At 60.4% G+C, this 26,800-nt stretch carries 25 protein-coding genes and 1 tRNA gene; 13 read left to right on the forward strand and 13 right to left on the reverse strand.

Translation table 11 applies throughout. The features are described from left to right. Positions 1-28 precede the first annotated feature (28 nt). From bcsA to CO667_RS06465, 7 genes are all read left to right on the forward strand, one after another. The gene (bcsA, locus tag CO667_RS06435; RefSeq protein WP_097617713.1) at positions 29-2,221 is read left to right on the forward strand and encodes a UDP-forming cellulose synthase catalytic subunit; all 2,193 of its coding nucleotides are present in this window, start codon (positions 29-31) and stop codon (positions 2,219-2,221) included. Further along, on the forward strand, positions 2,218-4,674 hold the full coding sequence (locus CO667_RS06440) for a cellulose biosynthesis cyclic di-GMP-binding regulatory protein BcsB (protein ID WP_097617594.1): 2,457 nt from the start codon (positions 2,218-2,220) through the stop codon (positions 4,672-4,674). Before bcsA ends, CO667_RS06440 begins: the two co-directional genes overlap by 4 nt. Further along, entirely contained in the window at positions 4,671-5,717 is a 1,047-nt protein-coding gene (locus CO667_RS06445; RefSeq protein ID WP_097617595.1) for a glycosyl hydrolase family 8, read from the forward strand. The genes CO667_RS06440 and CO667_RS06445 overlap by 4 nt, the downstream gene beginning before the upstream one ends. Then, a complete protein-coding gene (locus tag CO667_RS06450; RefSeq protein WP_097617596.1) occupies positions 5,714-8,077 on the forward strand; it encodes a cellulose synthase in 2,364 nt (787 codons plus the stop codon). Before CO667_RS06445 ends, CO667_RS06450 begins: the two co-directional genes overlap by 4 nt. A 137-nt stretch (positions 8,078-8,214) precedes the next feature. Beyond that, a complete protein-coding gene (locus tag CO667_RS06455) occupies positions 8,215-8,883 on the forward strand; it encodes an HAD family hydrolase (RefSeq protein ID WP_097617597.1) in 669 nt (222 codons plus the stop codon). 97 nt (positions 8,884-8,980) lie between these two features. Beyond that, positions 8,981-9,057 (forward strand) — tRNA-Pro (locus CO667_RS06460). 205 nt (positions 9,058-9,262) lie between these two features. Continuing rightward, positions 9,263-9,793 carry a hypothetical protein gene (locus CO667_RS06465; protein WP_097617598.1) on the forward strand — a complete coding sequence of 177 codons (531 nt, stop codon included), beginning with the start codon at positions 9,263-9,265 and terminating at the stop codon, positions 9,791-9,793. 507 nt (positions 9,794-10,300) lie between these two features. Here CO667_RS06465 and CO667_RS06475 read toward each other — a convergent pair. Continuing rightward, positions 10,301-10,663, reverse strand: coding sequence for a hypothetical protein (locus CO667_RS06475; protein WP_097617600.1), 363 nt, complete (start codon positions 10,661-10,663; stop codon positions 10,301-10,303). A 519-nt stretch (positions 10,664-11,182) separates the two neighbouring features. Between CO667_RS06475 and CO667_RS06480 the strand changes: the two genes are divergently transcribed. Continuing rightward, positions 11,183-12,370 (forward strand): XRE family transcriptional regulator, encoded by a 1,188-nt coding sequence (locus CO667_RS06480; RefSeq protein WP_179874074.1) that lies wholly within the window; start codon positions 11,183-11,185, stop codon positions 12,368-12,370. Beyond that, positions 12,367-12,834 carry a PIN domain-containing protein gene (locus CO667_RS06485; protein WP_179874075.1) on the forward strand — a complete coding sequence of 156 codons (468 nt, stop codon included), beginning with the start codon at positions 12,367-12,369 and terminating at the stop codon, positions 12,832-12,834. Before CO667_RS06480 ends, CO667_RS06485 begins: the two co-directional genes overlap by 4 nt. 2 nt (positions 12,835-12,836) lie before the next feature. Here CO667_RS06485 and CO667_RS06490 read toward each other — a convergent pair whose 3' ends face one another. The 9 genes from CO667_RS06490 to CO667_RS06530 all read right to left on the reverse strand — a co-directional run bounded on the left by CO667_RS06490 (position 12,837) and on the right by CO667_RS06530 (position 19,661). Then, positions 12,837-13,199, reverse strand: coding sequence for an RNA polymerase subunit sigma-70 (locus tag CO667_RS06490; protein WP_245433070.1), 363 nt, complete (start codon positions 13,197-13,199; stop codon positions 12,837-12,839). Positions 13,200-13,365: 166 nt separating this feature from the next. Then, positions 13,366-13,599, reverse strand: a complete 234-nt coding sequence (locus tag CO667_RS06495) for a hypothetical protein (RefSeq protein WP_097617601.1) — start codon at positions 13,597-13,599, stop codon at positions 13,366-13,368. After that, positions 13,596-13,934 carry a hypothetical protein gene (locus CO667_RS06500; protein ID WP_143540698.1) on the reverse strand — a complete coding sequence of 113 codons (339 nt, stop codon included), beginning with the start codon at positions 13,932-13,934 and terminating at the stop codon, positions 13,596-13,598. Before CO667_RS06500 ends, CO667_RS06495 begins: the two co-directional genes overlap by 4 nt. Positions 13,935-13,955: 21 nt before the next feature. After that, positions 13,956-14,981, reverse strand: a complete 1,026-nt coding sequence (locus tag CO667_RS06505) for a phage major capsid protein (RefSeq protein WP_097617603.1) — start codon at positions 14,979-14,981, stop codon at positions 13,956-13,958. A 92-nt stretch (positions 14,982-15,073) separates the two neighbouring features. Next, the gene (locus CO667_RS06510; RefSeq protein ID WP_097617604.1) at positions 15,074-15,358 is read right to left on the reverse strand and encodes a hypothetical protein; all 285 of its coding nucleotides are present in this window, start codon (positions 15,356-15,358) and stop codon (positions 15,074-15,076) included. Between the two features lie 99 nt (positions 15,359-15,457). Beyond that, positions 15,458-16,348 (reverse strand): helix-turn-helix domain-containing protein, encoded by an 891-nt coding sequence (locus CO667_RS06515; RefSeq protein WP_097617605.1) that lies wholly within the window; start codon positions 16,346-16,348, stop codon positions 15,458-15,460. A 292-nt stretch (positions 16,349-16,640) separates the two neighbouring features. Then, complete coding sequence (locus CO667_RS06520; RefSeq protein WP_097617606.1) at positions 16,641-16,949, reverse strand: hypothetical protein; 309 nt, start codon at positions 16,947-16,949, stop codon at positions 16,641-16,643. A gap of 300 nt (positions 16,950-17,249) precedes the next feature. After that, positions 17,250-18,578, reverse strand: a complete 1,329-nt coding sequence (locus CO667_RS06525; RefSeq protein ID WP_179874076.1) for a tyrosine-type recombinase/integrase — start codon at positions 18,576-18,578, stop codon at positions 17,250-17,252. 450 nt (positions 18,579-19,028) lie between these two features. Next, positions 19,029-19,661 carry a class I SAM-dependent methyltransferase gene (locus CO667_RS06530; RefSeq protein WP_097617608.1) on the reverse strand — a complete coding sequence of 211 codons (633 nt, stop codon included), beginning with the start codon at positions 19,659-19,661 and terminating at the stop codon, positions 19,029-19,031. Between the two features lie 565 nt (positions 19,662-20,226). Between CO667_RS06530 and CO667_RS35765 the strand changes: the two genes are divergently transcribed. Together CO667_RS35765 and CO667_RS06540 are read left to right on the forward strand one after the other, a co-directional pair. Next, positions 20,227-20,442, forward strand: coding sequence for a hypothetical protein (locus CO667_RS35765; protein WP_097617609.1), 216 nt, complete (start codon positions 20,227-20,229; stop codon positions 20,440-20,442). A gap of 275 nt (positions 20,443-20,717) precedes the next feature. Beyond that, on the forward strand, positions 20,718-20,930 hold the full coding sequence (locus CO667_RS06540; protein ID WP_097617610.1) for a hypothetical protein: 213 nt from the start codon (positions 20,718-20,720) through the stop codon (positions 20,928-20,930). A 228-nt stretch (positions 20,931-21,158) separates the two neighbouring features. Here the strand turns inward: CO667_RS06540 and CO667_RS06550 are convergent, their stop codons facing one another. Together CO667_RS06550 and CO667_RS06555 are read right to left on the reverse strand one after the other, a co-directional pair. Further along, positions 21,159-21,452, reverse strand: coding sequence for a helix-turn-helix domain-containing protein (locus CO667_RS06550; RefSeq protein WP_097617611.1), 294 nt, complete (start codon positions 21,450-21,452; stop codon positions 21,159-21,161). Positions 21,453-21,501: 49 nt separating this feature from the next. Further along, the gene (locus CO667_RS06555; protein ID WP_097617612.1) at positions 21,502-22,683 is read right to left on the reverse strand and encodes an ROK family transcriptional regulator; all 1,182 of its coding nucleotides are present in this window, start codon (positions 22,681-22,683) and stop codon (positions 21,502-21,504) included. A 200-nt stretch (positions 22,684-22,883) separates the two neighbouring features. Here CO667_RS06555 and CO667_RS06560 point away from each other — a divergent pair, with 200 nt between their 5' ends. Beyond that, positions 22,884-24,641, forward strand: coding sequence for a glycogen debranching protein (locus CO667_RS06560; protein ID WP_097617716.1), 1,758 nt, complete (start codon positions 22,884-22,886; stop codon positions 24,639-24,641). A 14-nt stretch (positions 24,642-24,655) separates the two neighbouring features. Here CO667_RS06560 and CO667_RS06565 read toward each other — a convergent pair whose 3' ends face one another. After that, entirely contained in the window at positions 24,656-25,270 is a 615-nt protein-coding gene (locus CO667_RS06565; protein ID WP_097617613.1) for a GNAT family N-acetyltransferase, read from the reverse strand. 177 nt (positions 25,271-25,447) lie between these two features. Here CO667_RS06565 and CO667_RS06570 point away from each other — a divergent pair, with 177 nt between their 5' ends. After that, positions 25,448-26,782, forward strand: a complete 1,335-nt coding sequence (locus CO667_RS06570) for an extracellular solute-binding protein (protein WP_097617614.1) — start codon at positions 25,448-25,450, stop codon at positions 26,780-26,782. Positions 26,783-26,800 lie beyond the last annotated feature (18 nt).

Below are 26,800 nucleotides of genomic sequence, written 5' to 3' on the forward strand. Positions count from 1 at the left end.
CCGGTTGAGCAATTTCGAAGGAACGACGATGCGCAAAGCCCGCAGTGTCTTCATATGGGCCGTGGTTTCGCTCTGCATGATCGTGCTGATCACGCTGCCGGTCAACTTGCAGACCCAGCTCATCACCAGCATCACTGTCGTGACGGTGATGGCGCTGATCAAGATATTGAAAGGCGAGGGGACCTGGCGCCTGGTGGCGCTCGCCTTCGGTACGTCGATCGTGCTGCGTTATGTCTACTGGCGCACCACCAATACGCTGCCGCCTCTGAACCAGCTTGAGAATTTCATTCCCGGCCTGCTGCTCTACCTTGCCGAAATGTATAGCGTTGCGATGCTGGCGCTCAGCCTCTTCATCGTCGCCACGCCGCTGCCGCCGCGGCCTTCCCGTGCCGCCAATCCCGGGCGTTTACCTCATGTCGATGTCTTCGTGCCGTCCTACAATGAGGATGCCGGGCTTCTCGGAAATACGCTGGCTGCCGCCAAGGCCATGGACTATCCGGCCGACAAGCTGCATGTCTGGCTGCTCGACGACGGCGGCACCTTGCAGAAGCGCAATTCCGGCAAGCTGCTCGAAGCCCAGGCGGCAGCCGCCCGCCATATCGAGCTGAAGCAACTCTGCCAGGACCTCGACGTTGGTTACCTCACGCGCGACCGCAACGAGCACGCCAAGGCCGGCAATCTCAACAACGGCATGAAACACTCGACCGGCGAACTCATCGCCGTCTTCGATGCCGACCACGCACCGGCCCGCGATTTCCTGCTCGAGACCGTCGGTTACTTCGAAGATGACCCGAAGCTTTTCCTCGTCCAGACCCCGCACTTCTTCATCAATCCCGACCCGCTGGAGCGCAATCTGCGCACCTTCGACAAGATGCCGAGCGAGAACGAAATGTTCTACGGCATCATCCAGCGCGGCCTCGACAAATGGAACGCCGCCTTCTTCTGCGGATCGGCCGCGGTTTTGAGCCGCAAGGCGCTCGAATCCCAGAACGGCTTTTCCGGCATCAGCATCACGGAAGATTGCGAGACGGCGCTGGCGCTGCATGGCAGCGGCTGGAACAGCATCTATGTCGACAAGCCGCTGATCGCCGGTCTGCAGCCGGCCACCTTCGCAAGCTTCATCGGCCAGCGCAGCCGCTGGGCGCAGGGCATGATGCAGATCCTGCGCTACCGCTTTCCGCTGCTGAAGCGCGGCCTGTCGATCCCGCAGCGCCTCTGCTACATGTCCTCCACGCTGTTCTGGCTCTTCCCGTTCCCGCGCACGATCTTCCTGTTTGCGCCGCTCTTCTATTTGTTCTTCGACCTGGAAATCTTCACCGCCTCCGGCGGCGAGTTCCTGGCCTATACGCTGGCCTATATGCTCGTGAACCTGATGATGCAGAACTACCTCTACGGGTCGTTCCGCTGGCCCTGGATTTCCGAGCTCTACGAATATGTCCAGACCGTGCATCTGCTGCCGGCGGTCGTCTCCGTCATGCTCAATCCGCGCAAGCCGACGTTCAAGGTCACCGCCAAGGACGAATCGATCGCCGTCAGCCGCCTGTCGGAGATCAGCCGTCCGTTCTTCGTCATCTTCGCTGTGCAGATCATCGCGCTCGTCATCACCATCTACAGGATCTACGCCGAGCCCTATAAGGCCGACGTCACGCTCGTCGTCGGCGGCTGGAACCTCATCAACCTGATCATGGCCGGCTGCGCCCTCGGCGTCGTCTCGGAGCGCGGCGAACGCGCCTTGTCGCGGCGCGTCCGCGTCAACCGGCGCTGTGAATTCGGCGCCAACGGCAAGTGGTACGCGGCCTCGATCGAAGACGTCTCGGTCCATGGCGCCAGGCTTCACATCTTCAACAAGCAGCTCGACGAGATGCTGGTCGGCGCCGTCGGCGAAATGCGCTTCCGGCCCTATAGCGGCGCCGATCTGGAAACGCTGCCGCTCATCGTCCGCAATATCGAGCCATCGGGCGACATCTCCAATGTCGGCTGCCAGTACGTGCCGAAAAGCGCGCTCGACCATCGCCTGATCGCCGACCTGATGTTTGCCAATTCCGACCAGTGGACCGAGTTCCAGGCCGCGCGTCGCCGCAATCCGGGCCTGATCCGCGGCACGATCTGGTTCCTCGGCCTATCGCTCTACCAGACCAGCCGTGGCCTCATTTATTTCTTCCGCAGTATGCGGCCGGAGCGGGAAGCCCAGCAGCGGGCGGCAAAGGTCAACGCCGGATGAAAAGGATCGTCGCTGCCTCGCTTCTCCTGCTGAATGCCTCCGCCTTCGCCCAGGCGCAGACGGCGCCCTTCGACATGTCCGGCGAGCGGCCGCCCGGGGTATCCGTGACCCCGAGATTGACGCCGCCCACGCCGCCGGCAGCGCCGGCACCGGCTCCCGTCACGGTTCCCGTATTGCCCGCACCTGCAACTCCGGCCGCTCCGGCTCCCGCACCCGTTCCTCCGGCGATCGCCGTCCAGCCGCAGCCGGCGGCGCCTGTACTCCAGCCAGCCGCGGTGGCAAATGCGGCTGCGCCGCCGCACTCCGGCGATGTCCGCCGCTATGTCGTGCCCTTTTCGAAACTGGGTCTCGCCGGCGAATATGATCGCCGGTCATGGTCGGTCTATCTGACGCCGGAACAGGCGGCGGCCAAGGCAAGCTTCACCTTCGCCTACCAGAATGCGATCGTCGTCGCACCTGAGGCCTCGGCGCTGACCGTCTATCTCAACAACCGCCCGATCGGCCAGCAGCGCATCGGTTCGCCGGATGGCCCGTCGGCCGTCACCTTCGCGGTGCCGCCCGGTCTGCTGCAACCCGGCGCCAATCTCGTCACCTTCGAAGCCGCCCAGCGCCACCGCACCGATTGCAGCATCCAGTCCACCTATGAATTGTGGTCGAATATCGATCCGGCCGGAACCTATCTGAGTTTCGCCGGCACCGACACCGCACTGCTGGCGGGCGCCGATGCGATCCGCGCCATCGGCGTCGACGGCGCCGGCAAGACCGAGTTCGACATCGTTGTCCCGGCGCTGGAGCAGCCGGGAACCACCAGGCCGCTGCTTCGGCTGGCGCAGGGCCTGTCGGTGCTGAGCAGCATGCCGAACCAGATCTTTGCCTTCAGCACCGCTTCGCTTCCGGCCGGCGGGCCCGGAAAGCTCAGCGTGCTCGTTGGTACCGCGGCGGAGCTGCGGCCGCTCTTTCCCGGCCTGCCGCCCGGCGCCGAAAGCGCAGCACTCGCCGCTTTCGTCACCGATCCGCGCAGCGGCTCGCCGGTGCTTCTGATCAGCGGGCCCTCCTGGCCGGCGGTCTCCTCGGCGATCGATACCATCGTCTCCCCGACGGACAGGTCGTCGGATGTCCGCCGCGACGTGCTGACCACCGAGCGCTGGAGCGCGCCGAACGCGCCGCTGGTGTTTTCCGATACGAACATCGCTTTGTCGCAGCTCGGCGTGAAGACCACCGAATTCTCCGGCCGGCGGTTGCGGACCAGCTTCAATATCGCCGTGCCGGCTGACTTTTATGCCAATGCCTATGGCGAGGCGAAGGTGCTGCTCGACGCGGCCTATACCGATAACGTGCTGCCCGGTAGCCACATCGATATCTACGTCAACGACAATATTGCCTCCACCGTGCCGATCACCACGACGTCAGGCGGCATTCTCCGCCATCTGCCGATCCGGGTGACGATGCGCCACTTCAAGCCGGGTCTTAACACGGTGGCGATCGAGGCGATCCTGATGACCAAGGACGATGCGGCTTGCGCGCCGGGCGCAACCGCCGGCGCGACGCCGCGCTTTGCCCTGTTCGATACTTCTGAGCTGCATGTTCCGGATTTCGCCCGCGTCGGTCAGCGTCCGAATCTGGCCGCCATGGCCGGCACCGCCTATCCCTATGGACGGGCCACGGAGCCGACGCCGCTCTTCATCGACCGCATCGACGCCGACACGCTTTCGGCCGCCGCAACCCTGCTTGGCCAGATGGCGATCACCGCCGGCCATCCGATCGCCGTCGAAACCGTCGCCTCGCCGAATATGATCGGCGATCGCGATGCCATCTTCATCGGCTCCATCTCGCAGATGCCGGCAACGGCGCTGTCGCAGACCAATATCGCCACGGCGAGCCAGGCCTCCTGGCGTCCCGTGACGGATGCGCAGGCGGCTGTCGTCGATACCGGTACGGCTTTCGAGGAGTGGAATTCCAAGGTCAGCGGCGGTGTGTTGCGCAGTCGGATCACGGCTTTCCGCGAGTGGGTGTCGCGCAATTTCGATATCTCCCGCAGTTCGCTGCAGTTCGTGCCCGGCGCCGAGGAGATCTTTACGCCGCCCAATGCCGCCACGCTGCTGGTTGCCCAGGGCTCCAGCCCCGCGGGAACGGGCTCATGGACGGTGGTGGCGGCGCCGTCGGCGAAGGATCTGCGTGAAGGGCTCGAGGTTCTGACCGCGCAGCTGAACTGGCCGCAGATATCGGGCCACATCTCCACCTATTCGGGCAAGACCGGCAAGATCGAGGCGGTGCCCGTCACCCGTTTCGATTTCGTGCCGTCCATGCCCTGGTCGATCGCCAACTACCGCCTGATCGCCGCCAATTGGCTGTCGACGAACATCCTCTCCTATGCCTTCCTGCTGGTCGTCTTCGTGCTTTTGATCGGGGTCACCACATCGACAATGCTCAAAAGGCTGGGCCGGTCGAAATGAGGCGGTTGCGCACACTCCTGCTGGCGGCAACGGTTGCGCTTGCCCCGACGGGCGAGCCCGCCGTCGCGCAGCAGGCGATGATCAATGCCGCCGCATGGTCGGCCTACAAGGCGAAGTTTCTCGATGCGACCGGCCGCATCGTCGATAACGGCAACGGCAATATCAGCCACAGCGAAGGGCAGGGCTATGGCCTGCTGCTCGCCTATCTCGCAGCAAGCCCGGCTGATTTCGAGCAGATCTGGTATTTTACCCGCACCGAGCTGCTGCTGCGCGACGATGGCCTGGCTGTTTGGAAATGGGATCCGAACGTCAGGCCGCACGTCGCCGATACCAACAATGCCACCGATGGCGACATGTTGATCGCTTATGCGCTGGCGCTTGCCGGCACGGCGTGGAAACGCGACGACTATATCCTCGCCGCCTCCCGCATGGCGCAGGCTCTGCTTGCCGAAACTGTCGCCAGCTCGGAGGGCCGCACCTTGCTGTTGCCGGGAACCGAAGGTTTTACGGGCAGCGACCGTGATGACGGTCCCGTCGTCAACCCGTCCTACTGGATTTACGAGGCGATCCCGGTCATGTCGGCGCTCGCTCCGTCGGATGCCTGGAAAAAACTCTCGGCTGACGGCGTGGAGCTGTTGAACAGGATGCAGTTCGGCCCGCGCAAGCTTCCTGCCGAATGGGTGAGCCTGCGTGATAAGCCGCGGCCGGCAAAGGGGTTCGACGCCGAATTCTCATATAACGCCATCCGCATCCCGCTCTATCTCGCGCGCGGCGGCATCACCGACAAGGCGCTGCTCGTCCGCCTGCAAAAGGGGATGTCGCCAGACGGCGTTCCCGCCACCATCGATCTGACCACCGGCCGGCCGAAGGCCGTCCTGTCGGACCCCGGTTATCGAATTGTTAACGATGTTGTGGCCTGTGTTGTCGACGGGACCAAGCTGCCGAGCTCGGCCCTGCAATTTGCGCCCGCGCTCTATTATCCGTCCACGCTTCAACTGCTGGGGCTGGCTTATATCGGGGAGAAGCATCCGGAGTGTCTGTGAAGTCTTCTCTCGTGGCGGTTTCAGCAGCAGTGGTGGTGGCGAGCCTGGTTACCGGGCTGAAGGACCGTGCCGCTCTGCAGGAAAGGTTCGGCCTGGCGTCTGCCGGCAAGCCGGCGCCGGAGCTGATGATGATGGGCCGCATCAAGCCGACCGAGGCTGCCGGCAATGCCGAATTCAATGCGCAGCTCGTCGCCGACAAGATCGAGGCGATCACCTCCTCGCCGCCAGCATCACCAGATACATCAGATCCAAATGCCGCAGCACAGCAGCCTGCAACGCCGCCATCTGCGCCCCAGACGGCGGCGCCAGCGGCACCGGTCACGCCTCCGATCGTGTCCGAGCCGCCGGCACCGCAGCAGGCTGCCGCCCCGCCGCCGCCTGCCGTCGATGAAAGCGCGCTTCGTTATTTCGCCAGCCGCGGCGACAAGGTGCGTTTGCAGGCCGAGATATCCCGCCTTCAGGCGCTCTATCCGAATTGGGTTCCGCCGGCCGATCCGCTCGCCGTGCCGCAGAACGGCGACAAACAGCTCGAGGCCATGTGGCAGCTCTATTCCGATGGCCGTTATGCCGAGCTGCGCAAGGCGATCGCCGACCGCCAGGCAGCCGATGCCGGATGGCAGCCGCCGGCCGATCTGCTCGACCGGCTCGACGTCGCCGAGGCCCGCGCCCGCCTCATCAACGCTTCCGACCTCAAGCAATATGCGACCGTGGTCGATATTGCCGCCGCCACGCCGAGCCTGCTCACTTGCAGCGAGGTCGACGTTCTCTGGCGTGTCGCCGAAGCCTTCATCCAGACGGAGAGGGTACAGCGCGGCCAGGACGCCTATAGCTATATCCTGAAGAACTGCGCCAATCCGGCCGAACGGCAGGCGACGGTCGAGAAGGCCTCGACGCTGCTTTCCTATCAGCCGATGCAGGCGCTGCTCGCGCTGGAGAAGCCTGCCGCAGACGGCAGCAGGGAATTCGATGCGATCCGCGACAACCTCGCTCGGCGCTTCATGGCCGAAGGCAACGACGATCCGAATCTCGCCATCGCGCCCGAGTATGTCGCCCGCCTCGAAAAGCTCGCCGGGACCGAGGGACTTGCCTCGGATGCGCTGCTGCTCGGCTGGTATCAGCTTCGCCGCAACAACGATGCCGAGGCCGAAAAATGGTTCCGCGCCGCCCGCGCCAAGCAGGATACGGCGGCCGCTTCGCAGGGGCTGGCGCTGGCGTTGATCGCCCGCAAGGCGCCTGAGGAGGCCGAGAACGTGATGTTCCGCTGGCGTGCCGATTCCGATGATGCGAGCGCCACCTATCTCGCCGCCACCGCGAATCTGATGGCGCTGCAGCCGCCGGCCGATCTCGCCGAAGATGTGCTGCATCGCATCGCCTCCGAGGTGATCGCCCGCAAATATGTGCCGACGGCGCAGCAGTTCGGCTGGTATGCCCGCTCCCTCAACCAGTTTCAGACCGCCGCACGCTGGTTCGAGACCGCACTTGCCTGGAAACCCGATGACGAACCCTCCGCCTATGGTCTTGTCGTCACCCGCGAGCAGTTGAACGACCGCAAGGCCGTGCTCGCCATTCAGCATGCCTGGGCCGGCCGGTCGACCCGCATCACCAATCTTGAAGACACTGCTTCGCTGAGCCCCAACGGCGCCCCTCTGCCGCCGGAAAAGGGCGCGATTGCCCCGCAGCAGCCGGTTCAGCCGGCGCAGCAGCCGCAAGCTCCCGCCGCCACGGCCGAGCCGCGGGCTGAGCGCCCCGCTGCGCTGCAGCCGGGGCCCGATGTCGCCGTTCGCACGGCAAGGCCGGCGATGCAGACAGTGACCGTCCAGCGCGGTCCGCGCCAGATACGCGGCTGCTCGACGACCATCGATGCGGCGCAGCTCAGCCCGGCCGACGCGCTGTCGCGCGGCTGGTGCCTGATGGATATCAACCGGCCGATGGAGGCGATCTCGGCCTTCGAGGCGGCGTTGCAGAGCCCGGTCCGCAAGCTTCGCGAAGACGCAGCTTACGGCCAGAGCCTTGCCTATCTGCGCGCCGGCCTTTCCGGCAATGCCGCCGTCGCCGCCGCCAAGGCGCCGCAGAGCCGTCAGCGCGCCGCCGAGCTGCAGGTGGCGATCCTCGCCGACCGGGCGCTTTCGGCCTTCGACGCCGGGCGTTATCGCGAAACCCTCATCTATCTCGATCAGCGCGCCCAGCTGCAGCAGGAACGTATCGACCTGATGGTCCTGCGCGGCTACAGCTACTTCAATCTGAAAATGTACGGCGATGCGACTCGTATCTTCGAAGCCGCAGCCGCCACCGGCAATCGCGACGCCACCCGCGGTCTTGCCGACGTTCGCAAGGTCACCCATCCCGACGTCAACGACTAGCGTTGACGTCGACGTCAACGACTGACGTTGACGCCGCCGTCGCCCTCCGCTACTCGCCTGTGTAGCTCAAAATGCTCCGGCGTCTTTTGCCTGTCTGAAAAGACGCGCGGCGCTGCAGTGCCCGCAAGGAAACACCTGTGCCCGCTCTCCATGACATTCTCGACAAGTCCTACGACGCCTTCCTCTTCGACATGGACGGAACGCTGCTGAATTCCATCGCCGTCGTCGAGCGCGTCTGGAGCGACTGGGCAAGACGCCATGGCTTCGAACCGGAGGTCTTCCTGAAGACGATCCACGGCATCCGCGCTTCCGACGTGATCCGCGGGCTCGGCCTGCCAGGCGTCGATCCGGCCCATGAGGCGGACCTGCTGCTCGCCGAGGAGATGGAGGATGTTTCGGGCATCGTCGAAATCCCTGGCGCCATCCGTTTTCTCTCCGCCGTTGCCAATGGCAAATGGGCAATCGTCACTTCGGCGCCGATCGAGCTCGCCAGGCGCCGCATGGCTGCCGCCGGCATCCCGATGCCGAAGGTCATCGTCAGCGGCGGGGAGGTCAAATCAGGCAAGCCCAGCCCCGAAGGTTATCTGCTCGGCGCAAGCCGCCTCGGCGTCGATCCCTCGAAATGCCTGGTCTTCGAAGACGCCGTCGCCGGCATCCTCGCCGGCGAGGCCGCCGGCGCCGATGTCACCGTCATCACTGAAACTCACGCGACGCCCTTCGAAACACCACATTTTTCGATCGCCAACTACCAGGCATGGCAGCCCGGCCAGACCACCGAAGGCCGGCTGAAGCTCGCCGCGATCTGAACATTCCGGCAAACCGCCTCTTTTTGTCGGAGGCAAGGTTTTTCCGCTTGCATTGCACGCGCTGAAAAACTAAACGAAGCAAGCCGTTTCGGCAGGTCGGGGCGTAGCGCAGCCCGGTAGCGCACTTGACTGGGGGTCAAGGGGTCGCAAGTTCGAATCTTGTCGCTCCGACCATTTAAGTCCTTGAAAACATAGGGACTTCAGAAAACCGGGAAGACCTCCAAAGTGACGGGTTTCCGAAAATTGGGTCCATTTTGGGTCCAGCGCGGAAAGCCCAATAGGCAAACAGCAGCAGGGTCGATTTTGGTCGAGCCCCCCAAAACGTCCCCAGCGGCCCGCAATGGTGACGATTCAGTCCCGCTGTGGCATTCTTTGCGGTATGCCCGCGCCATCGAAAAGAAAACCCACCACCGATCCGCACCGCACTCTGCGCGCCGTCTCCGTGGAAAATCCCTTCTATAGCCGGGCCCATGCTGGCGACCCCACCAATCCCAGGAAGATCAGCGCCGTCGTCAACATCCGCGAATCGGCCATCACGACAATGGCGGCGCGTGGCCGGATCGACGTCGCCCAGGTCGCGGCGGCGGATCGTTTCCGTAGGCTTTGGGAGACCATGGGCGGCAAGGGCGCATCGGCCATCGACTATGGCCGGGAATATGTCGATGGCGGCAAGCGCTCTGATCCAATCACCGAACGGCAAATGAATGCGGCAGATGGATTGCGCCGCGCCCACCGCGCCCTCGGTGATCACGGCTATTGGCTTGTGTCCCGGATATGTGGCGAGGGCTATTCAATCAACGAAGTCGTCCGCCCCGGCAGCAGTAAGAGAGCCAAGCTCAACGCCGCCAATGATCTCCGGTCCTGCCTTGATACGCTCTGTGAAATGTGGAACCTAGTGGTAAAAATCTGACGCTTGGTACCCGGTGGAAGGCCCGAGGCGAGCTGTCGCTAATCGACCTGATACTGAACAGTGATATGCTGGAACGGCGCGGTCCAAAGGCGACTGCCCTGACTTGAACAGCGGAGAGGATCAGGGATACAAGAAATGGTCGGGCCAAATGGCTTTCTTACGAGTGTTTTCGGAATTGGTGCCTTTGTACCGGCGTCTCTCTTTATTGTCCTGATCGGGTATATTGCATTGAAAGACTTGCCTCTTATGGACAAGCAGGGGCGGTATCTCAGTTATTTCTTCACCCACAGAAAACGAGAGGCAAAGGTTTTGACCGCAACATGGGTGATTGCTTTCTGCTTCTTCGTTACAACATGGTTTCTATCAACGCTTTAGCAGCCTCAGAGCACATGCTCGGGTCGAGAGCGGCATCTCGTTTCCGGCACCAAATGGCGGGTTTTCACCACTAGCGACGCGGCGATAAGCCGGTGAGGTCGATGACCTCTGGGCGTGGATGCAGAAGAAGTGTTAGTCTCTGTGGATGCTTTCAATCCGGCAATCTACAGAGGCTATGCCTCGGGTCTTGTGAGTGCTTGCTTCTTCAGTAGTGGAGTCGCCCGGATCGAGATTTGTGACATAGACGGGTACGGAATCAATGCGACCTCCGGTACTGTCGCGCAATGTGCACTCCAGATAGAGTGACTTGAAGCGTTGGGTTCCGACGTTCTTGATGAAAACCTCAGCGTCTTTTTGACGAATGTTGTTCACCAAGATGAGGGTGTCGTCGTTTTCGGCTTTGGCGTCTGTGATTAGCCGAATATCTGTAGCGTCGAGGCAAAGCTTCGACAGAGCTACCCCAACAACGACGACCGCTATTTGCAACGCTTTCATGGTATATCCAATTCACATAAGCTTTGATGCAAGGCCGCAGCGGTGCGCTGACAAGGCTGCGACCTCTGACGAAAGAAGGTGTTATGGGAGTACGTGAGGCTACGCTTATTGTCGCCAGAGACGGGGCATCTTCAAGACCTACACAAAATGCAGGAGAACAATGGGGTTTTCAAGTTTCAACCCACATTCAATTGGCGTCCGCCCATGCCAACCTATACGCGGCTGTGATTCGCGGCCCTTACGGAAGATGACCTCGGCCAATTGGCCGATGTTCCCGAGCCGTCAATGTCGCTGCGCTCATTCTCGCCGAGAATGTCGAGAATTTGTCCGCGCGGGGCAACGCGCGGTGGCGCGGGCGATGCTTAAGCCCGACGACCCTTACTTCTGATTGTTGCAAAAACAGTACAGCCAGCGGTAAGCCTCGACTGCCATCATCAGACATTAGAAGACGCACCTTGGCCTTTGAAGAGGTCGCAGGTAGGATTCAATGCATGCCGAGCGAAATAGAAGAAAGACAACATGGGTAAGGCGGTATCATTGCCCGGTGTTAAACCGGCGCTCCTAAAATGGGCGCGGGAATCCGCCCACCTTTCCACTGAAGAAGTTGCCGGGCGTCTCAAGAAAGCGGTTGAAGAAATCGACGCTTGGGAGTCCGGGGCTGATGCACCATCGTATGCACAGCTTGAGAAGCTTGCCTATGAACTTTACAAGCGACCACTGGCGATTTTCTTCCTGCCGTCACCGCCCCAAGAACCTAAGCCCGAGGCTGAGTTCCGTGCGCTGCCTGATGCCGACCTGCGCAATCTGAGCCGCGACACCGTATTGTTAATCCGACGGGCGCGCGCCTATCAGACGTCGCTCATTGAGCTATTTGGCGGGCGCTCACCTGTTGCCGAACCGATATGGAAGCACGTGCCCTTAGACGCATCAAAGCCCAGTGCGCAGCAGGCCGCCGCAATACGCGCCTCGCTTGGTGTTCCCGCGCCTGGTGCCCGAGATTGGGGTGCCCCGGACGGTGATGAGGCGTTGAAGGTTTGGCGCAAAGCCATCGAAGCTGGAGGCGTTTTCGTATTCAAAGATACGTTCAAGCAGAAAGAAGTATCGGGCTTCTGCCTCGAACATCCTGAATTACCCGTAATGATGATTAACAACAGCACCACAAAGACCCGACAGATTTTCAGTCTGCTACACGAACTTGCTCATGTCCTGATGGGCCGGCGCGCGATCAGTACTTTCGATGATGCGCCTTTGAGTCGGTTGCCACCCGCAGAACAGAGGATAGAGCGCTTCTGCAATCAGATCGCAGCCGATATATTGGTTCCTGCCCAAGATTTCGCTGCTCAGGTGGCCGGTCTCCCGCAAAACGTCGAAGCCCTCCCATCAGATATTTTCGCTGCATTAGCAGCGCGCTATCGTGTCAGCCGCGAGGTTATTCTGCGGCGGTTTCGCGATGCGGACCGCGTCAGTCAAACTTTCTATGAGGAACGCAAACGCGAATGGGACGGTCAGAAGCTTGACAAGGCAAGTTCTGGCGGGAGCTTCTATTCTACCAAAGGTGCCTATCTCAGCGAACGCCTTATGAGCGAAGTGTTTGCGCGCTATGGCCGCCGCCAGATCAGCGTAGATGAAGCCGCAGACTTCATCGGTGTGAAGCCCAAGCAAGTCGACGAGTTGGAGAGTCGGTTCCTGAGGGGCATGGCGGCATGATCTATATCTTGGACACCAGCAGCTTTCGAGAACTTGAGCGATATTACAGTGACGTATTTCCAACTTTCTGGAAGCTGTTCCAGGCAGAAGTTGATGGCGGCGGCGTTGCGTCAGTCCGTGAGGTTTTACGCGAACTTGAGGCCTGCCCCGAGACAAATGTGATCGCGTGGGCCAAAGATAATTCTGGCATATTCAATCCTCCCACACCAGACGAGGCGGAATTCGTCGGGAAAATTTTCGCCATTCCACACTTCCAACAGTTGATTTCCACCAAAGCGCAAATGACTGGCCAGCCGGTTGCAGACCCTTTTCTAATCGCCGCCGCGAAGGCCTGCAGCGGCACGGTCGTAACGCAGGAGCGTTTCAAACCAAACTCTGCAAAGATCCCAAACGTTTGCGAACATTTTGGAATTGCTTGTACGACTTTCGAAGGCTTCTTGAAGGCCAAAGGCTGGAGTTTCTGATTTTAGCAACGTCGCTTCGGTCGGGGCTGTAATTCCACCCTCGGCGGCGCGAATTCCGACCATCCGCACTTTGCCCGGAGCGCGAATCTGATCGCCTTCAGCGCGGTGCCGTCGCTGCCTCCGGCAATCCGATGGAGATGCAGAACGAGCTTGGCCTCGACGAGCGCGCTGCCGCGCCTAATCTCCTCGCCATAGCGTCGCCGCAGCGTTTTTCCATCGATGCCGAGCGCGACGGAAATCTGCGACTGCGGAACCGCCTCGGCGGCAAGGATAGTGACCAACCGACGGCTGATCTCGCTGGGAACGTGCGCCGGTCGACCGCCGTTGCGATTCGATTTTTTCATTGGCGCGCGGGAAAAACCCATTGAACTGCCTCCCCCAGTTTTCTCTCACGGCGAAAAAAATCCCCGCGTGGGGGGCGCGCGGGCCCTGCGCCGCCGCCGATCTTAGGACCGACCCTCCCCCCCGGCTCTGCGGCGAGGCGGTCACCCACCAGAAATCGGGTTATCAAATAACCCGGTTATTCCACGCTCATTGTAGCGCGGAGGATGGCGCGTCCCAATCCGAGAGGCCACGGCGAACCTCGGCAAGACATGAGGCCCGCCATATGACTGCCTCTTCCCGGCGTTTTGCGACGTGAGCGGCGATCTCATCATCGGTTGCGCCTAGGTCAGACAAGAGCAGTTCGTCGTGCTCTATCGCCTCCTTGATCTGTTGGTCGAGCGATGCGGCGGTCCATTCCAGCGCTTCTTCGAGGGATTTCATTGCTGCCTCCCTGTGGCCCGCACGCGCTTTGTCGGTTTGCCTTTTCCCGAGAGCTGCCAAAACGCGGCATTGCTGCCTGGTGCGACGCCTTCCGGTGTGTCTGCGAGCGCGGTCCACATCGCGCCGTCCATCGTGACCACATGTCCACGGCGATAGTTGAGCGCCTTCTGATACACGCCGCAATATTTGACGCCGTGCAATTCCATGGCATCGAGGCGCGTCTGGTGTTCAATCAGAACGGCCTTCAAAGCATCAAATAGGCGATAGGCCTCGGCCTTCGTCATCGGCTTGGCGAGCACGCCGACCCCGAATTGCGTCGTCATTTCGTCGGTCAAAGACATGGCAATAACCTCCGATTAGCTCGACGCCGCAGCGCCCCATTCGATCCCGGTCATGACGGCCAGCGCGTCCGGGGTGCCAGCCGAAACGCCGAAAAGGCTCGATAGCCGGATGGCCACGGCATTCGTCTGCCAAAGCGAGGTCAAGGCGGTTGGCGTCGGCGTGTCCGAGGCATTCGTCGGTTCATCGCTCATTTGAAGCGCGGCGTGGCGCGCAACGGAAATACCAAGGCTTTCGACATCGCCGACGACCCTGTCACCGTCGAGCAGCACGAGCACGCCAGCAGGGAGGGCGGGACTGACGGCGAGCGGCAATCCCACAAATTCACTGAGGCCTTCCGGCGAGGCGGTGCCGCGCCCATCATTCAGCAGACAAATCGCGTTCGCGACATCGGTCGCGGCGATCCAAGCCAACCGCCCTGAGCCCGAGTTCGCCGCATCCAGCAGGATTTTCAAGTCCGCCGGGTGGTCTCCAGTGCTGGAAAACGAGGGCGTGGCGGAGGTGACGAGCGAATCAAAAAATCCGGTATCCAGCGCCTTGGCGACGGCCCGGCGAAGCTGTCGGGATACGAAAGCCTGACTGGCCGCCGACGAATTTTCGAGAATTTCTCGGCTCAGCGCAATAACGGCGTCGGCCCGCCGAGGCAGGAGCGCCCCGCCATTCAAACTCATCCGTGAAACGGGACGAGCTTCGCCTTCCCCGTTCACCGCACCGACGACGCCTTCCGAAAGCGCGCCGATATGAGCATGAAGAGGCGCGCGCGTGAGGACGCCCATGTCGAGCAGGCTGGCGAAACTTGATCGACCGCCGAGTTGCTGCAAAAAAGCGCTGCTGGCCGCCTGCATATCGGCCAACTGACCAGCCCATTGCGGATCGGCGAGCGTCCCGGCGGCGGTCGCCGCCTTGAGAATTCTCTGTGCTGGTGCGGGCAGGCGCAACCTCTCAGCGATTTCGGCGGTCGTCTCACCCGATTTCGACGCGATCACCAAAGCCCGAGTGACCGCCAAGATTGTGCCTGCATACTCGCCGCGATGATCCTGCATGGCAATTCTCCCTGCGTTGCCTTGCAAAGGTGCAAGACCAAACGCGACGGGAAAACCCCTTCAAACGCGACAAACGCGATAAACGCGACGGCTCACTCTTGGCCGAGGCGAGCCCGGACACGCGATGCTGATACCAGCCACCGTCCGCCGCGCTTCACGCCGCAGCCGTCTTCCCGGCACCATTTCCTCAATGTGTCCTGAGGCACGTCGAACCGTCGCTCGGCCTGCCAGGTTTCGATGAGGTCATGAAAATCGTCGTCGGCAAAATCCGTCGCGCTTTGCACCGGAGCACCCTCGGCCTCGGCCATCAGTCGGTCGAGCTTCTGCTCGATGCGGTTAAGCTGCTCGGCCAGCAGGCGGGCCTCATCCGTCTTCATGGTCGCCTCCTGTGGGTCGCCGACGCCGGGATGCTCGCCAATTCCTTGTCGCTAAGTCGTGGTGTTTTCGTTTTCTTTGGCATGCTGTGCCTCCATCACTCATCGTCTGCCGGTTTTCGTTTCAAGGCTTCGCTGGTTGGCGGCGAGGATCGAACGGAGGCCGCCGCCCGGGCGGGCAAGCTCAGCCTCGGTCGCTGCGATATAGACCGGGTCGGTTTCGGTCAGCGTCGGCACGATTTTAAGGTAGAGGTCGGGGAATCTCTGCAAGAGGTCACCCTGCCAGGCTTGTGGAGCCTCCGTGCGCCTTTGCGCTTCGCGTAGCTCCGCCTCGGTCATTCGCTGAGACACGGTTTTTGGAGGCCGGGGGACGACGATTGAACCGCCGTTTGACGCATGCGCTTTTTCAGCTTGCGCGCGCCGAGTTAGATTCGATGTGTTGATTTTCTTAAGTGTTTCTGTGGCACCGTCGCCACTGGCAGCCGTGGCACCGTCGCCACTAGCAGCCGTGGCACCATCGCCACGACCTTGACGTCCGAAAGCTGTGGCAACGTCGCCACCACTTTGCCGCCCGAAAGCTGTGGCACCGTCGCCACTGGTTTTAGCCCGCCGGGAGCGTTTGGGCGGTTTGTTTTTAGGGTGCAGAGGCGAAGTTTCGGCGGGTTCGAGGGCCCCCCTGCGGCGCGACTCGAAGTCTCTGACCATGAGTGCGGCCAACGCAAAGTTCGGTTCATAGGACGAGCGGTAGGCTTTGCCGCCGTGGCGACGCCTCTTAAAGAGGCCAATGCGTTCAACCTCGTTGATGGCATCATTTATCGCGCGCCGGTCGATGCCGAGCCGCCGCGCCAGCGACGCTTGGCTCGGATCCAACTGACCTGTCTGGGCGTTGAAGTGATCGAGCAACGCGCCAGCCGCCGCCTTGGCATCGGTGGACAACGGCGCGATGGTCAGTGCCTTGTAGAAGACGAGTGCCGCTGGCGGCTGCTTGCTCATGGCACACGTCCTTCCAGGGGTAGGCTCAGGACGCGCCACGCACAGTCCGCGTCACCCCACATTTCGTATACCGGATGACACGCCGCGCCGCCGTGAACGACTAAATGATCGCCACTTGGCTCTGTTCCGACGTTCGTTGGTGGTGTGTTGGGCATCGGTCGGTTCCCCCGTTCAGTGGAAGAAACCGACGCGAATTGACGCGCGAGAAAGCACAATCTAGGCTTTCAGCTTTTAAAGTCTCAAGACAATCAATGCTGATCTAGGAGCCGTCGCGCGCGCAATCGCGACGGCTCTATGCATCTGCCTCTGTATCGGCCACTTCAATGGCGGCGGGCACCTTGCGCGGCCTGCCGCGCTTCGGCGGCAAGGATGATTTCACAATTGCAGCTTTGGCCTGCGCCTCGGCCTTTTTGCGCTCCGCTGCAATCCATTCGCGAATCTGCCCCATTGAGTTGAAGCGCCCTAAAATCAGCTGCGGAAATTCGCCTTTCTTGCGCAACCGCCAGCGTACTGTAGGGGAAATCCCTGTTATCGCCCTGATTTCGTCTTCCTTCAGCAAACGATCACAGTCGTCGATCAGATTCGTGAGGGTCTCGTCCATCTGCTGTGCCTTTCGAGAAAAGAAAATACCCCCACACGGAAAGAACATGCACGCGTCTGAACACGTACGCAAGCCTTTGATTTTAAATAAAATAACTGAAAGAAAAAGTTACCTACTGCTGCCGTCCGACCTGCCAAGAAAAACAAAGCCTTGCCGAAACCGCCAAAAAAGCATGGGAAGATTTGCTTTCAGCCCGCAGGCAACCTTTCCCGTCCGTAATCTTTTCAGTGGAACGACATTCGCGCCGTCTTCATCCCCCCGAGCCGACTCGGGCGTGGCGCACTTAAACCGAAATATTGGTCATGGCCGCGCCCGCATCGGAATGACAGCGCCGGTCTTTTTCTCGCCCGACAGCAGGTCTTCGACATGGCGCGCCCATGCATCGAGTGCAATCTTCTTTTCATCGAACCGGTCATAGGCGTCGTAATGAAGGGCCATCACATCGTCATCGACATGCGCGACGACTGCCCGGCGATCTTCTTTTGGGATGCGCAAGCGCGACATGCCGGTAACGACCGTGCGCCGGAAACAGTGTGGGGTCGGCGGATAGGCCTTCAGGCTTTTGACAATCGCGCCATCCGCGCCTTCTGCATCGAGTGCCGGAACGATGCGGCGCATGGCTTGGCTCAGCGAATGGCGGGCAATGCGTCGCTTGTCCTGAAAGCGGCTGGCGAAGATATGCGCGCCCATGGGACGGCCTTCAACCTTTGCTTCCTGCTCCTGCCGCTCAATCTGCGCTTTGATGATCTTGGCAACCGGTTTGCTAATCGGCCAAATATGGCGCTTGCGGCCTTTCATCCTTGCGGCTGGAATCTCTGCATAGGCCTCGTTCTCATTGTCGAGATAGTGCAGATCGTTGAGTTCCAGTCCGGCAATCTCGTTTGGACGTTGACCGGTCAGGGCGAGGGTCTTCAGCGCCGCCTTGATACCCGATGCCAAATTGGCTTTTTCGATTGCACGCAGTAAGACGAGCAATTCGGCATCGGAAAGGGTGCGGTCAACTTCCTGCTTGCGTTCCTTTGTCGGTTTCGGAATGCCGACCATGGGTGACGATGGTAGCAATCCCTGATCGACGCCCCATTGGAAGAAGGTCAGCATTGCCGCCCTGAGCCGGTTGGCACTGACGGGTGCCTTCACCCTGACTTCCTGAATGCGCTTGGCACATTCGGCCTTGGTGATACTGTTGAGAGCACGCGATCCGAATTGCTTCTGCACGTTGCGTTTCAGATGGCCAATGTCCTGATCCCAACTGCTTTTCCGTTCTTTGAGGGAAGGACTGTAAAGTTCAACCGCCTTATCGACGGTCAGAACGTCCTCGGCTTCCTTCATCTGGCGTTCGGTCTTAATCGCTTCACGTTCGGCGGCAGGATCAGCGCCGGTTCGAACACGTCCGCGTTCAGTCTCGGCTTTGCCGCGCATGGTCGCCATGGTGATGTTGGGATGCTCGCCAAGCGGTGCGCGTTTCTTCTTGGCGCTGCCGAGCGGTTTATAGCGATAGGTGCCGACGATCCGGTCGGCATAAACGCGGACGATGAAGCCGCTGATTTTGTCGTCCGTGTATTCGACATAGCCCTTTTCAAGGCGTTCAACCTTCTTAGTGAAACTGTCATCCAGGTGCACTACCGGCATTTTGCTAATGGTCCTTTCCAAGGCGATCAAGGGGTCGAAAGAGACAAGGGGCCTAGGGTCCTGTTCCGATTTTGGGTCCATTCTGGGTCCACTTTTTTGAAAGCGGCGGACCCCGAACGAAAATCTCCGAAAGAATTATTGGCCAAAACACTTTGCTTTGCAAGGATTTAGAAATCTAGCGCATTTGATCGAAATGGCCTGAAAACGGCCTTTGCAATTCTGGGGGTCAAGGGGTCGCTGGTTCGAGTCCAGTCGCCCCGACCATTTATCCCCTTGAAATCCCAGTCAAAATGTCACTTTTCTTCGTCTCGCCGGAGGCGGAGAGGTCAGCAGTAAAGCTGAAACGGGCAGCGAAAATCCCGAAAAGTCTCGAGCGAAAATGTCATTTGTTCATGCTGCAGGCCAGCAGTTGCGCCGCCTCTGCAACCGGCGGCGGGCTTTTGACCGACTTCAGTGCGGTTTCTGAGCGATCGCGATCATCGATTTTGCCAAGAGCGGGATCCTCCCGACATATTCGAAGTCGACGTCTTCGAAACCTGTTTCCAGAAGCAGTGTGCTCAGCGTTCCGGGAGACCAGAATTTGATGTGGCCATGGTCCTTGAGCGGCATGAAATGGTCGTCCATCTTGCCGCTGACGGCCAATGCCAGATTTTTCCAGTAACCGTGAAAAGGCGTCGACATCACCGCGATACCGCCCGGCTTCACCAGATCGTACATGGTGGCCGAGAAAGCCTTGGGATCATAAACGTGTTCCACAACCTCGAGGCTTATCACCGCATCGAAGGTTCCATACCGGCTGGAAAGGTCTTCATAACCGGAGCCGATCTCCAGCGGGAGATCGGGGTGGGCCGTTCTCGCTTTGGCAATGCCGTCCGCGGACGGATCGACACCGACGACATCATAGCCTTTTCCGGCAAGCATGGCTGCGGCGCCGCCGGTACCGCAGCCGAGGTCGAAGACCGCCGTTTCATGTGCCTCCTGAAAACTGTTCTCGAGAACATCGACAACAGCCGGCAAAATATAGGAATGGGCAGTCGCCGGTTTGGCATGCACATAGGTCGTCGCGTCTAGTTCGATAGACATTTTATCTCCTGGAGTAGTGAGGCCCGCCAACCCAATAATACGCAACACAATGGTACGGCGGACTTTGACGGCAGTGTGGTGTCCCTGTGGTATTAAAGTGATTAGCGCCGAGGGCGCTCGCGGCGGCTGGGGCGCCGGGCCGTTTGGGTGTGCCGGCTGCGCGCAGCCGAACCTGTCTGTCTCAAGGACGATCGGGCCTCAGGACCGCGCGATGAAAGTCGAAGCTGGTTGACAGGAGTATCGGGAAGGTGCTGAAAACGGGCCGCAATCTGGATGCACCATTTTTGTGGGTCAAACGGCCGCTACGTCGGTGCTGGCGCCTCAACTATTTAAAATAAATAACGCGAGCAAATGCCATTTTACGGTGTTGATTAAATAATACCGTAGTTATTTATGGCGATCCTTCAGTTGGTGGAAGTGGTATTTGTTGAAAAATGTTAAGACTGTACCATTTTGATAGTGAATAACCAAATTTTTAACTTAAATAACGTGAAATCTCTTCGCATTCGTGTGAATGCGTTGTAGATTAACATTATCCTTGGTCACGATAGCCTAGTGCGAGCGCATGGCGGATATGAAGCAGAATCTAACTTGCAGGCAGGCCCTCGCCAGTGCGTTCCAGGCTCTGTCGGACGAGGCCATCAAAGCCGGCTGGTCGGAGGGCGATGTCGCCCTCGCGCTTGCTGAACTCGCCGAGGAGCGGGTGATCGAGATTACCGCCAAGGTGATCATGGAAGGCTCCATGCATCCCCAGTTCGCCGCCGGCGGCCGCAGTAGTTAATCTCACAGCAACGGTAGAAACGACCAGGCTGCTGGTTGGAGAAAGGACCCGGATAGGGGAGAGAAAGCGTTTTTCGCTCTCGTCTGCACTCACCGCTTCCTGCTGCAAAAGCCGCTCAAACGCGCGGGACAAGATTTTGTTCCCTAATTTTGCTTCGGGGAAATCTGCGTAGTTGCTAAAGTTCAAGCCGTCGCGCATAATCATTTTTGTCGGTTGCGGAGGGCGGCCGGCAATGCAAGCGTGGATGCGTTTGCCCTCGGAGGAAATGCGGCGTGATGTTACGATCATCAATCCATCCGCATGATTTACCGCTGTTTTCGGAAGATCTCGATCTGCTTTCCAAGGTGCTCGACAAGGTCTGCGACGAGCGCGGCCTCGTCAGGACGACGCCCGAGGCCGAGCGGATCGGTGCGGTCATCATTCAGCTCTACAGGCAGGGCGTGAAGGACGGCGGCAAACTCGCCGATCTGGCAAAGACCTATCTCTGATATTCAGTTCTGCTCGATCGAGACACCGTTCTCGCCGATGCTCATCTCGATCCCCTGCGGCTTGCTCTCCTCGTGGAAGAGTAAGCGCCGAGGCCGATGACGGCGGCGACGAGAATGCCGATGATGAGATAGAGACCATTGCTGCGGTTCAAGAGACTGTCCCTGATATGTGATTGGCCCCGATATGTAATGGGACAGCCGAAACGCCTGGATGGCGGATTGGTTCCGTCAGTCGTCGTTGGCGGCGTTGAGGTTTTCCGGCCGGATACCGTCGTCGCTCGTGGTGCGGGCGCGCAGCCGGATGCCGGGGCCGCCTTCATCCTGATTGCCGCTCGACAGGAAGATGATGCCGTGCGCCTCGAGCGTGTTGCGCACATCGAACAGCGCATGCGGCTCGCCCGCAAATTCGCCGGTTTCCAGCGCCGCTATGGTCTCGACCGGCAGGCCGCTTGCGGCGGCGAGCTCTTCGATGCTCATCCCGATCATGGCGCGCGCGCCGCGTATCTGTGTCGCTGTTATCATGTCGGAAAATCTAGCGCATTCACCGCACTTCTCAAGTGGCGCGGGCCGGTCATGCGTCCTTCAATTTCACACCAAACAGATCGTCATGCATGCGCTCGACCGCGATCCCCATGCCTCCCATGAGGGCGGCCCGGTTGCCGAAACGGCTGATCTCGATGCGGGGCGGATGGGGCGTGCAACGCGGCAGGAAACCGCGGATGGCGTTGACGAGTTCCGGTCTTGCACCGATGCTGCCGCCGGTGATCACCAGTTCAGGATCGAGCGTTGCGCCGATTGCCGCGATGGCGACCGCCACCAGCCTTGCCGTCTCTTCGATCGCCGCGACGGCGCTTGTCTCTCCTGCATTGAACGCGGCGAAGAGATCGGCCACGGTGGATGCGTTGCGCCCGCCAAAACCGATGTAGCGGCGCAGCATCGCGACGCTGCCGACCGCGCTCTCAAAGGTTCCAAGCGTAAAGCCGCCGGGATCGAAAGCATCTCCACCGATCGGAAGATAGGCGATCTCACCGGCCGCGCCACGCGCGCCGCGCAACAGAGCGCCATTGGCGATGATGCCCATGCCGACGCCGGTGCCGAGAGCGATGAAAGCAAAATTGCAGGTCTCGACACCGTGTCCCCGCCATCTCTCGCCCTGCGCGGCCAGGTTGACGTCATTTTCGACGATCACCGGTATGCCCATCTTGTCGCTGAAGACCTGACGCAGATTGATGGCGTCAATGCCGGGAATGTTTGGCGCTACATTGATATGGCCGGTGGCCGGATCGAGCACGCCGGGACTGCCCAGAACGACGAGGCGGAGTTTGTCGGTGGTCGTTCCGGCCGCAGAGGCGAGTTCAACGATCAGATCGCTGAACTGATTGACGAGATGCATTCCGCCGCGCCGGTCTGTCGGCACTTCGGTTTCGGCAACCACATTGCCCAACAGATCGCAGATAGCCGCGGCAATCTTGGTGCCCCCGAGATCGATGGAGGCCGCCAATCCTGCCCTGGCATTGATTTCGTAGATGATCGCATTCCGTCCCGGGCGTCCATCGGTCTGCCCGATCGCTTTCAGCCATCCATCATCTTCGAGGTCGCGCACGACATCGGAAATCGTCTGTTTAGACAGGCCGGTGAGCTTGGCGATATCGGCGCGCGAGATCGACCCGCTCGCCAGGACGGTCCGGATCACCGCATGGGTCGAAATTTTTCGCGCGATTGGAGTCTGTACGACAGAAGAGGTCATTGCCATCCGGGCTAGCTCGATCCAATTAGTTCGGTGCGTATACTTAATTGGCGCGATATTGGCTGGCCAATAGCGCGATACGTCGAATTCTGGGCTGTCTCTGATCGTATCTACCGGCTTTTGGTACACCAAGGCCTTCACTTTGTCTATGTCCTTGACAAAGGGAGGGCCGCCTGTAGGCTGGGATCAACGTGCGGGGATTGCCGATGATAAAGCCCTCGACTGATGGACAGCTTTCTGCCGAACAAGGCGTTTTACTGCCTGTCATGGCGCCACGCCTTCAGGCGGATGTTCATCCGGACGGTTATGCTGATCTCGCCCTTTGGGGCGCCGGCAGTCTGGGGCGCGTCAGATTTTCTGCAATCGGCGGCCCTTATACCTATGCCCCGAACCGAATGATCTCCAAACATGGCGGCGTTTTCGTCGCGCAGTCGCTGCCGGTGATGTTGATCCGCGGCGTGGGCCTTCGGGGCGTATATCCGGCGCGTCGTTGCGCCTGGTGGCACGAGCCGGATGGGCAAAGCGCCAGCGCGAAGTTCACGCGGACCCATGATCGGCGGACTTTCGAAATGGCCTGGGGCGTACTCATCGTGGACGCTCTCGGCTCGGATCTGCGGATTGCCGTCGGCGCCTCGAGAGACGAAGCCGAGAAGGCGCTCAACCTCACCAGTCAAGCGATCATTGCCGAAGCCGCCGACTATGTGGCGCGCTGTGATCTGACGCCCGACGCCGACCCGCTGATGCGCAGCATGGTCAGCCAGGGGATCCACGCCGCCCTTTCCAGCATCAGGCGGCATGAAAACGGCGCCTTCGCCGGCCTTGCCGCGGGGCAGGCCTATAGTGCTCCGGCGCGGACCTATTACCGCGATGGTTACTGGACGATGCAGCCGCTTTTGACGCTGGCGCCGGAGGCGGTGCGCGACGAGATCCGGATTCTCGCCAAGGGCGTGCAGCCGGATGGAGAAGCCCCGAGCGGCGTGATCTTGACGGGACCGGCGCAATCGCAGGCTTGGCAGCACTTTGTCGCCGACAGCAAGGCCAATCCCAAAACCCACAAAAGAGCCGTTCCGGAGTACCATAACCGACCGCAGGATTGGTGGAGCGACCACTTCGACAGCCCGCTTTTCTTCGTTCTTTTCCTGGACGATTATGTCAGCGCAACCAAAGACTTTGCAGAGGTGGAGCGACACTGGACGGTCGTGAAGGCGATCACGGATCGCTATCTCGGCCTGGCCGGTCCTGACAGCGTTCTGCCGCTGAAGCCGCGCAACGACCGGGACTGGGCCGACAACGTCTATCGCGAGGGGCTGGTCTCCTATGATCTGGGTCTTTTCGTCGGCGCCATGGACGCGGTGGCCAGGCTTGGCGAGGATCTCGATCCCACGCTTGCCGAACGCGCCCGCAAGACGGCAAGCCTTGCCCGCGAAGAGATCGAGGCCAAGCTCTTTGTGCCGGCGACGGGAGGATATGTCGACTATGGAACGCCTGGCGCCTTTATCGAGGATCATTTGGCGCTCGACAGCCTGACCTTGTCGCGCTTCGCTGCGATTTCCGGAGAGAAGGCCGTAGGTCTGCTGAGCGCCTTTGAAAGCAAACTCGAAACGCGTCACAATCAGGAACAGCCCTATGGCAGTTGGGGTGTGATGTGCGCCTATCCGCCCTTCAAGCGGCAAAGTGATCTGCGATCCAAGACCGCGTTTCCCTACCGCTACCATAATGGCTCGGACTGGCCCTATTGGGACGGCGCCTATGCCGAAGAACGCCTTCGCCACGGACTTGGAGGTGCACGCTACGCGCTGACGCGCTGGTGGCAAACCTGCCTCGACAATGGCTGGATCGGTGCGGTGGAATATTTCTCGCCGCCATACGGGCGCGGCTCGCTGCTTCAGGGCTGGAGTACCATGCCGGCAGCGGTTGTTTTAAAATATGGGCTTGACGCGGCAAATTCGGAGCCAATGTCATGAGCACGCTATCGGCTTCAGCCGGCTTCCCCATCGATGCGCATGGCAAAGGCGACGGAACCATCCCGCTCGAATTGGGAAAAGCCAAGGTGACGGTAGAAACCTTTGGCGCGTTCGTTGTTTGGATCGACACCGAGATGCACAGCTTTGACCCCATGCTTTCGAAGCGCCTGAAGCTCGGTGCTGATCATCCTGCGCCCCCAGCCGCCTGCCTGAAGCCCGGGAAGAATGTTGATGTGAAGATGCGCCGGGTACTCGTCTTGCAGCCACGTCGTTCCGCTGCGCGGATTTTGAATTCGTTCCATCACGTCGGCATCGCGCGGACGGCTGGGCGTCAGTCCAGCGGTCTGCCGGCGGACGAACGGCCACCAGTTTGCCTCCAGATCCTTGTCGAATCCGCTGGTATCGGCCACCCCGACGACATAGCCGACCGGCCGATCGTCCTCAACGAGAACAAAGGCAAAGTCTCCGGCAAACTTGAGATAGGGGACCGACCAGATGTAACCGGGCAGATGCGGGTCGCTATAAAGCGCGCCGGCATCCTCGCCGCCCTTGGCGGTTTTCAGGCAGATGTCGAAAAGCGCTTCGGTATCGGCTTCCGTCGCCGGGCGGATGAAGCAACTGGTGTCCATCGCTTTGCCACCTCCTGCGTGGCGCTTCGTCATCATCGGTCGCGAGAGAGACTCTTGCATTGAGGATTACCTCAGATTCGCAGGCCCGGCAAAGGCCTGGGGAAGGAAACGTTCGGCCGGCGCCAGGCGCCAAGGCTCGGACGGGGAGTGGAGAATAAACCAAATGAGGTGGAGCAGATGAAAAGAACCGTGAAATCGATCAGCATACTGCCGGCATACCGATTGAAAGCAGCTGTCGCGCTTGCCGGCGCGGCGCTTGTGAGTTTCGGCCTTTCCGCCGCCCGCGCCGACGATCTGGCCGTGTGGGATGACCAGACCTTCGAAGGCCAGAGCGCGGTCATCGAGCAACTGAACAAGGAGTTCGAAGCCGCACATTCCGGTGTCACGATCAAACGCACCGCCCGCACCTTCGATGACATGAAACTGACGCTGAAGCTTGCGGTTTCGGCGGGCGATGGCCCTGTCATCACCAAGGTCAACCAGGGCGCTGGCGACATGGGCGCAATGGTCAAGGAAGGATTGCTCCTGCCGGTTGACGACTACATCAAGAGCTACGGCTGGGATAAGCGGCAGTCGGATTCCGTGCTGGCGCGAGACCGCTGGGATGGGCCGAAGTTTGGGGTCGGTAAGACCTACGGCATATCAGGCCTCGCCGAAATCGTCGGCCTCTATTACAACAAGAAGATCCTCGACGACGCTGGCGTGGCGCTGCCGCAGACTTTCGAGGAGCTTTTGGCCGATCTCGACAAGCTGAAGGAAAAAGGCGTTGCGCCCTTCATGATGGGCTCGGCCAAACAGCATCTGGCCCTGCACATGATCGGCGCCATCGATCAGGCCCATATCGACGCGGCCAATCGCGCCGAGCTTGACGACCTGATCTACGGCAAAGGCGGCTCCTGGAACACCAAGGGGAACATCGAATCGGCCACACTCGTGCAGAAATGGGCGCAAGGCGGCTATTTCTACCCCGGCTTCGAAGGCATCTCGGGTGACGACGCCGTCCAGCTTTTCATATCAGGGCAGGGCGCCTTCCTGATCTCCGGGACCTGGTACTTCGGTGACATGCAAAACAATCCGGATATCGGCTTCATGGCCATTCCCGCTCCGAAGGGTATTTCCAAGCCGATGAGTGTCGGCGGCGTGGATCTTGCCTGGGCGATAACGAGCCTTGCCAAAGACAAGGCAAAGCAGGACCTGGCCGGCCAGTACATCGACTATATGGTGTCGGAAAAGGCCGCTGAAAGCTGGGCCGCTGCCGGCTATCTTCCTGCAACATCGCTCCCGGCGGATGCAAAGCCCAAGCTCACGCCGCTCCTGACCTCCGGCATCGAGATGTGGAAGACGCTCAACGCCAATGATGCGCTCGGCCATTACCCCGATTGGTCGAGCCCGACGATGCTGAAGACGATCGACGACAACACGCCGCTTCTGCTGTCAGGCAAGATCACGCCCGAAGCCTTTGTCGATGCCATGGACAAGGATTATCAGGCCTATCTGAAGGACAAGAAGTAACAGCACGGGCGCGGGTCA

Source organism: Rhizobium sp. L43 (assembly GCF_002531725.1).
Classification (GTDB): domain Bacteria; phylum Pseudomonadota; class Alphaproteobacteria; order Rhizobiales; family Rhizobiaceae; genus Rhizobium.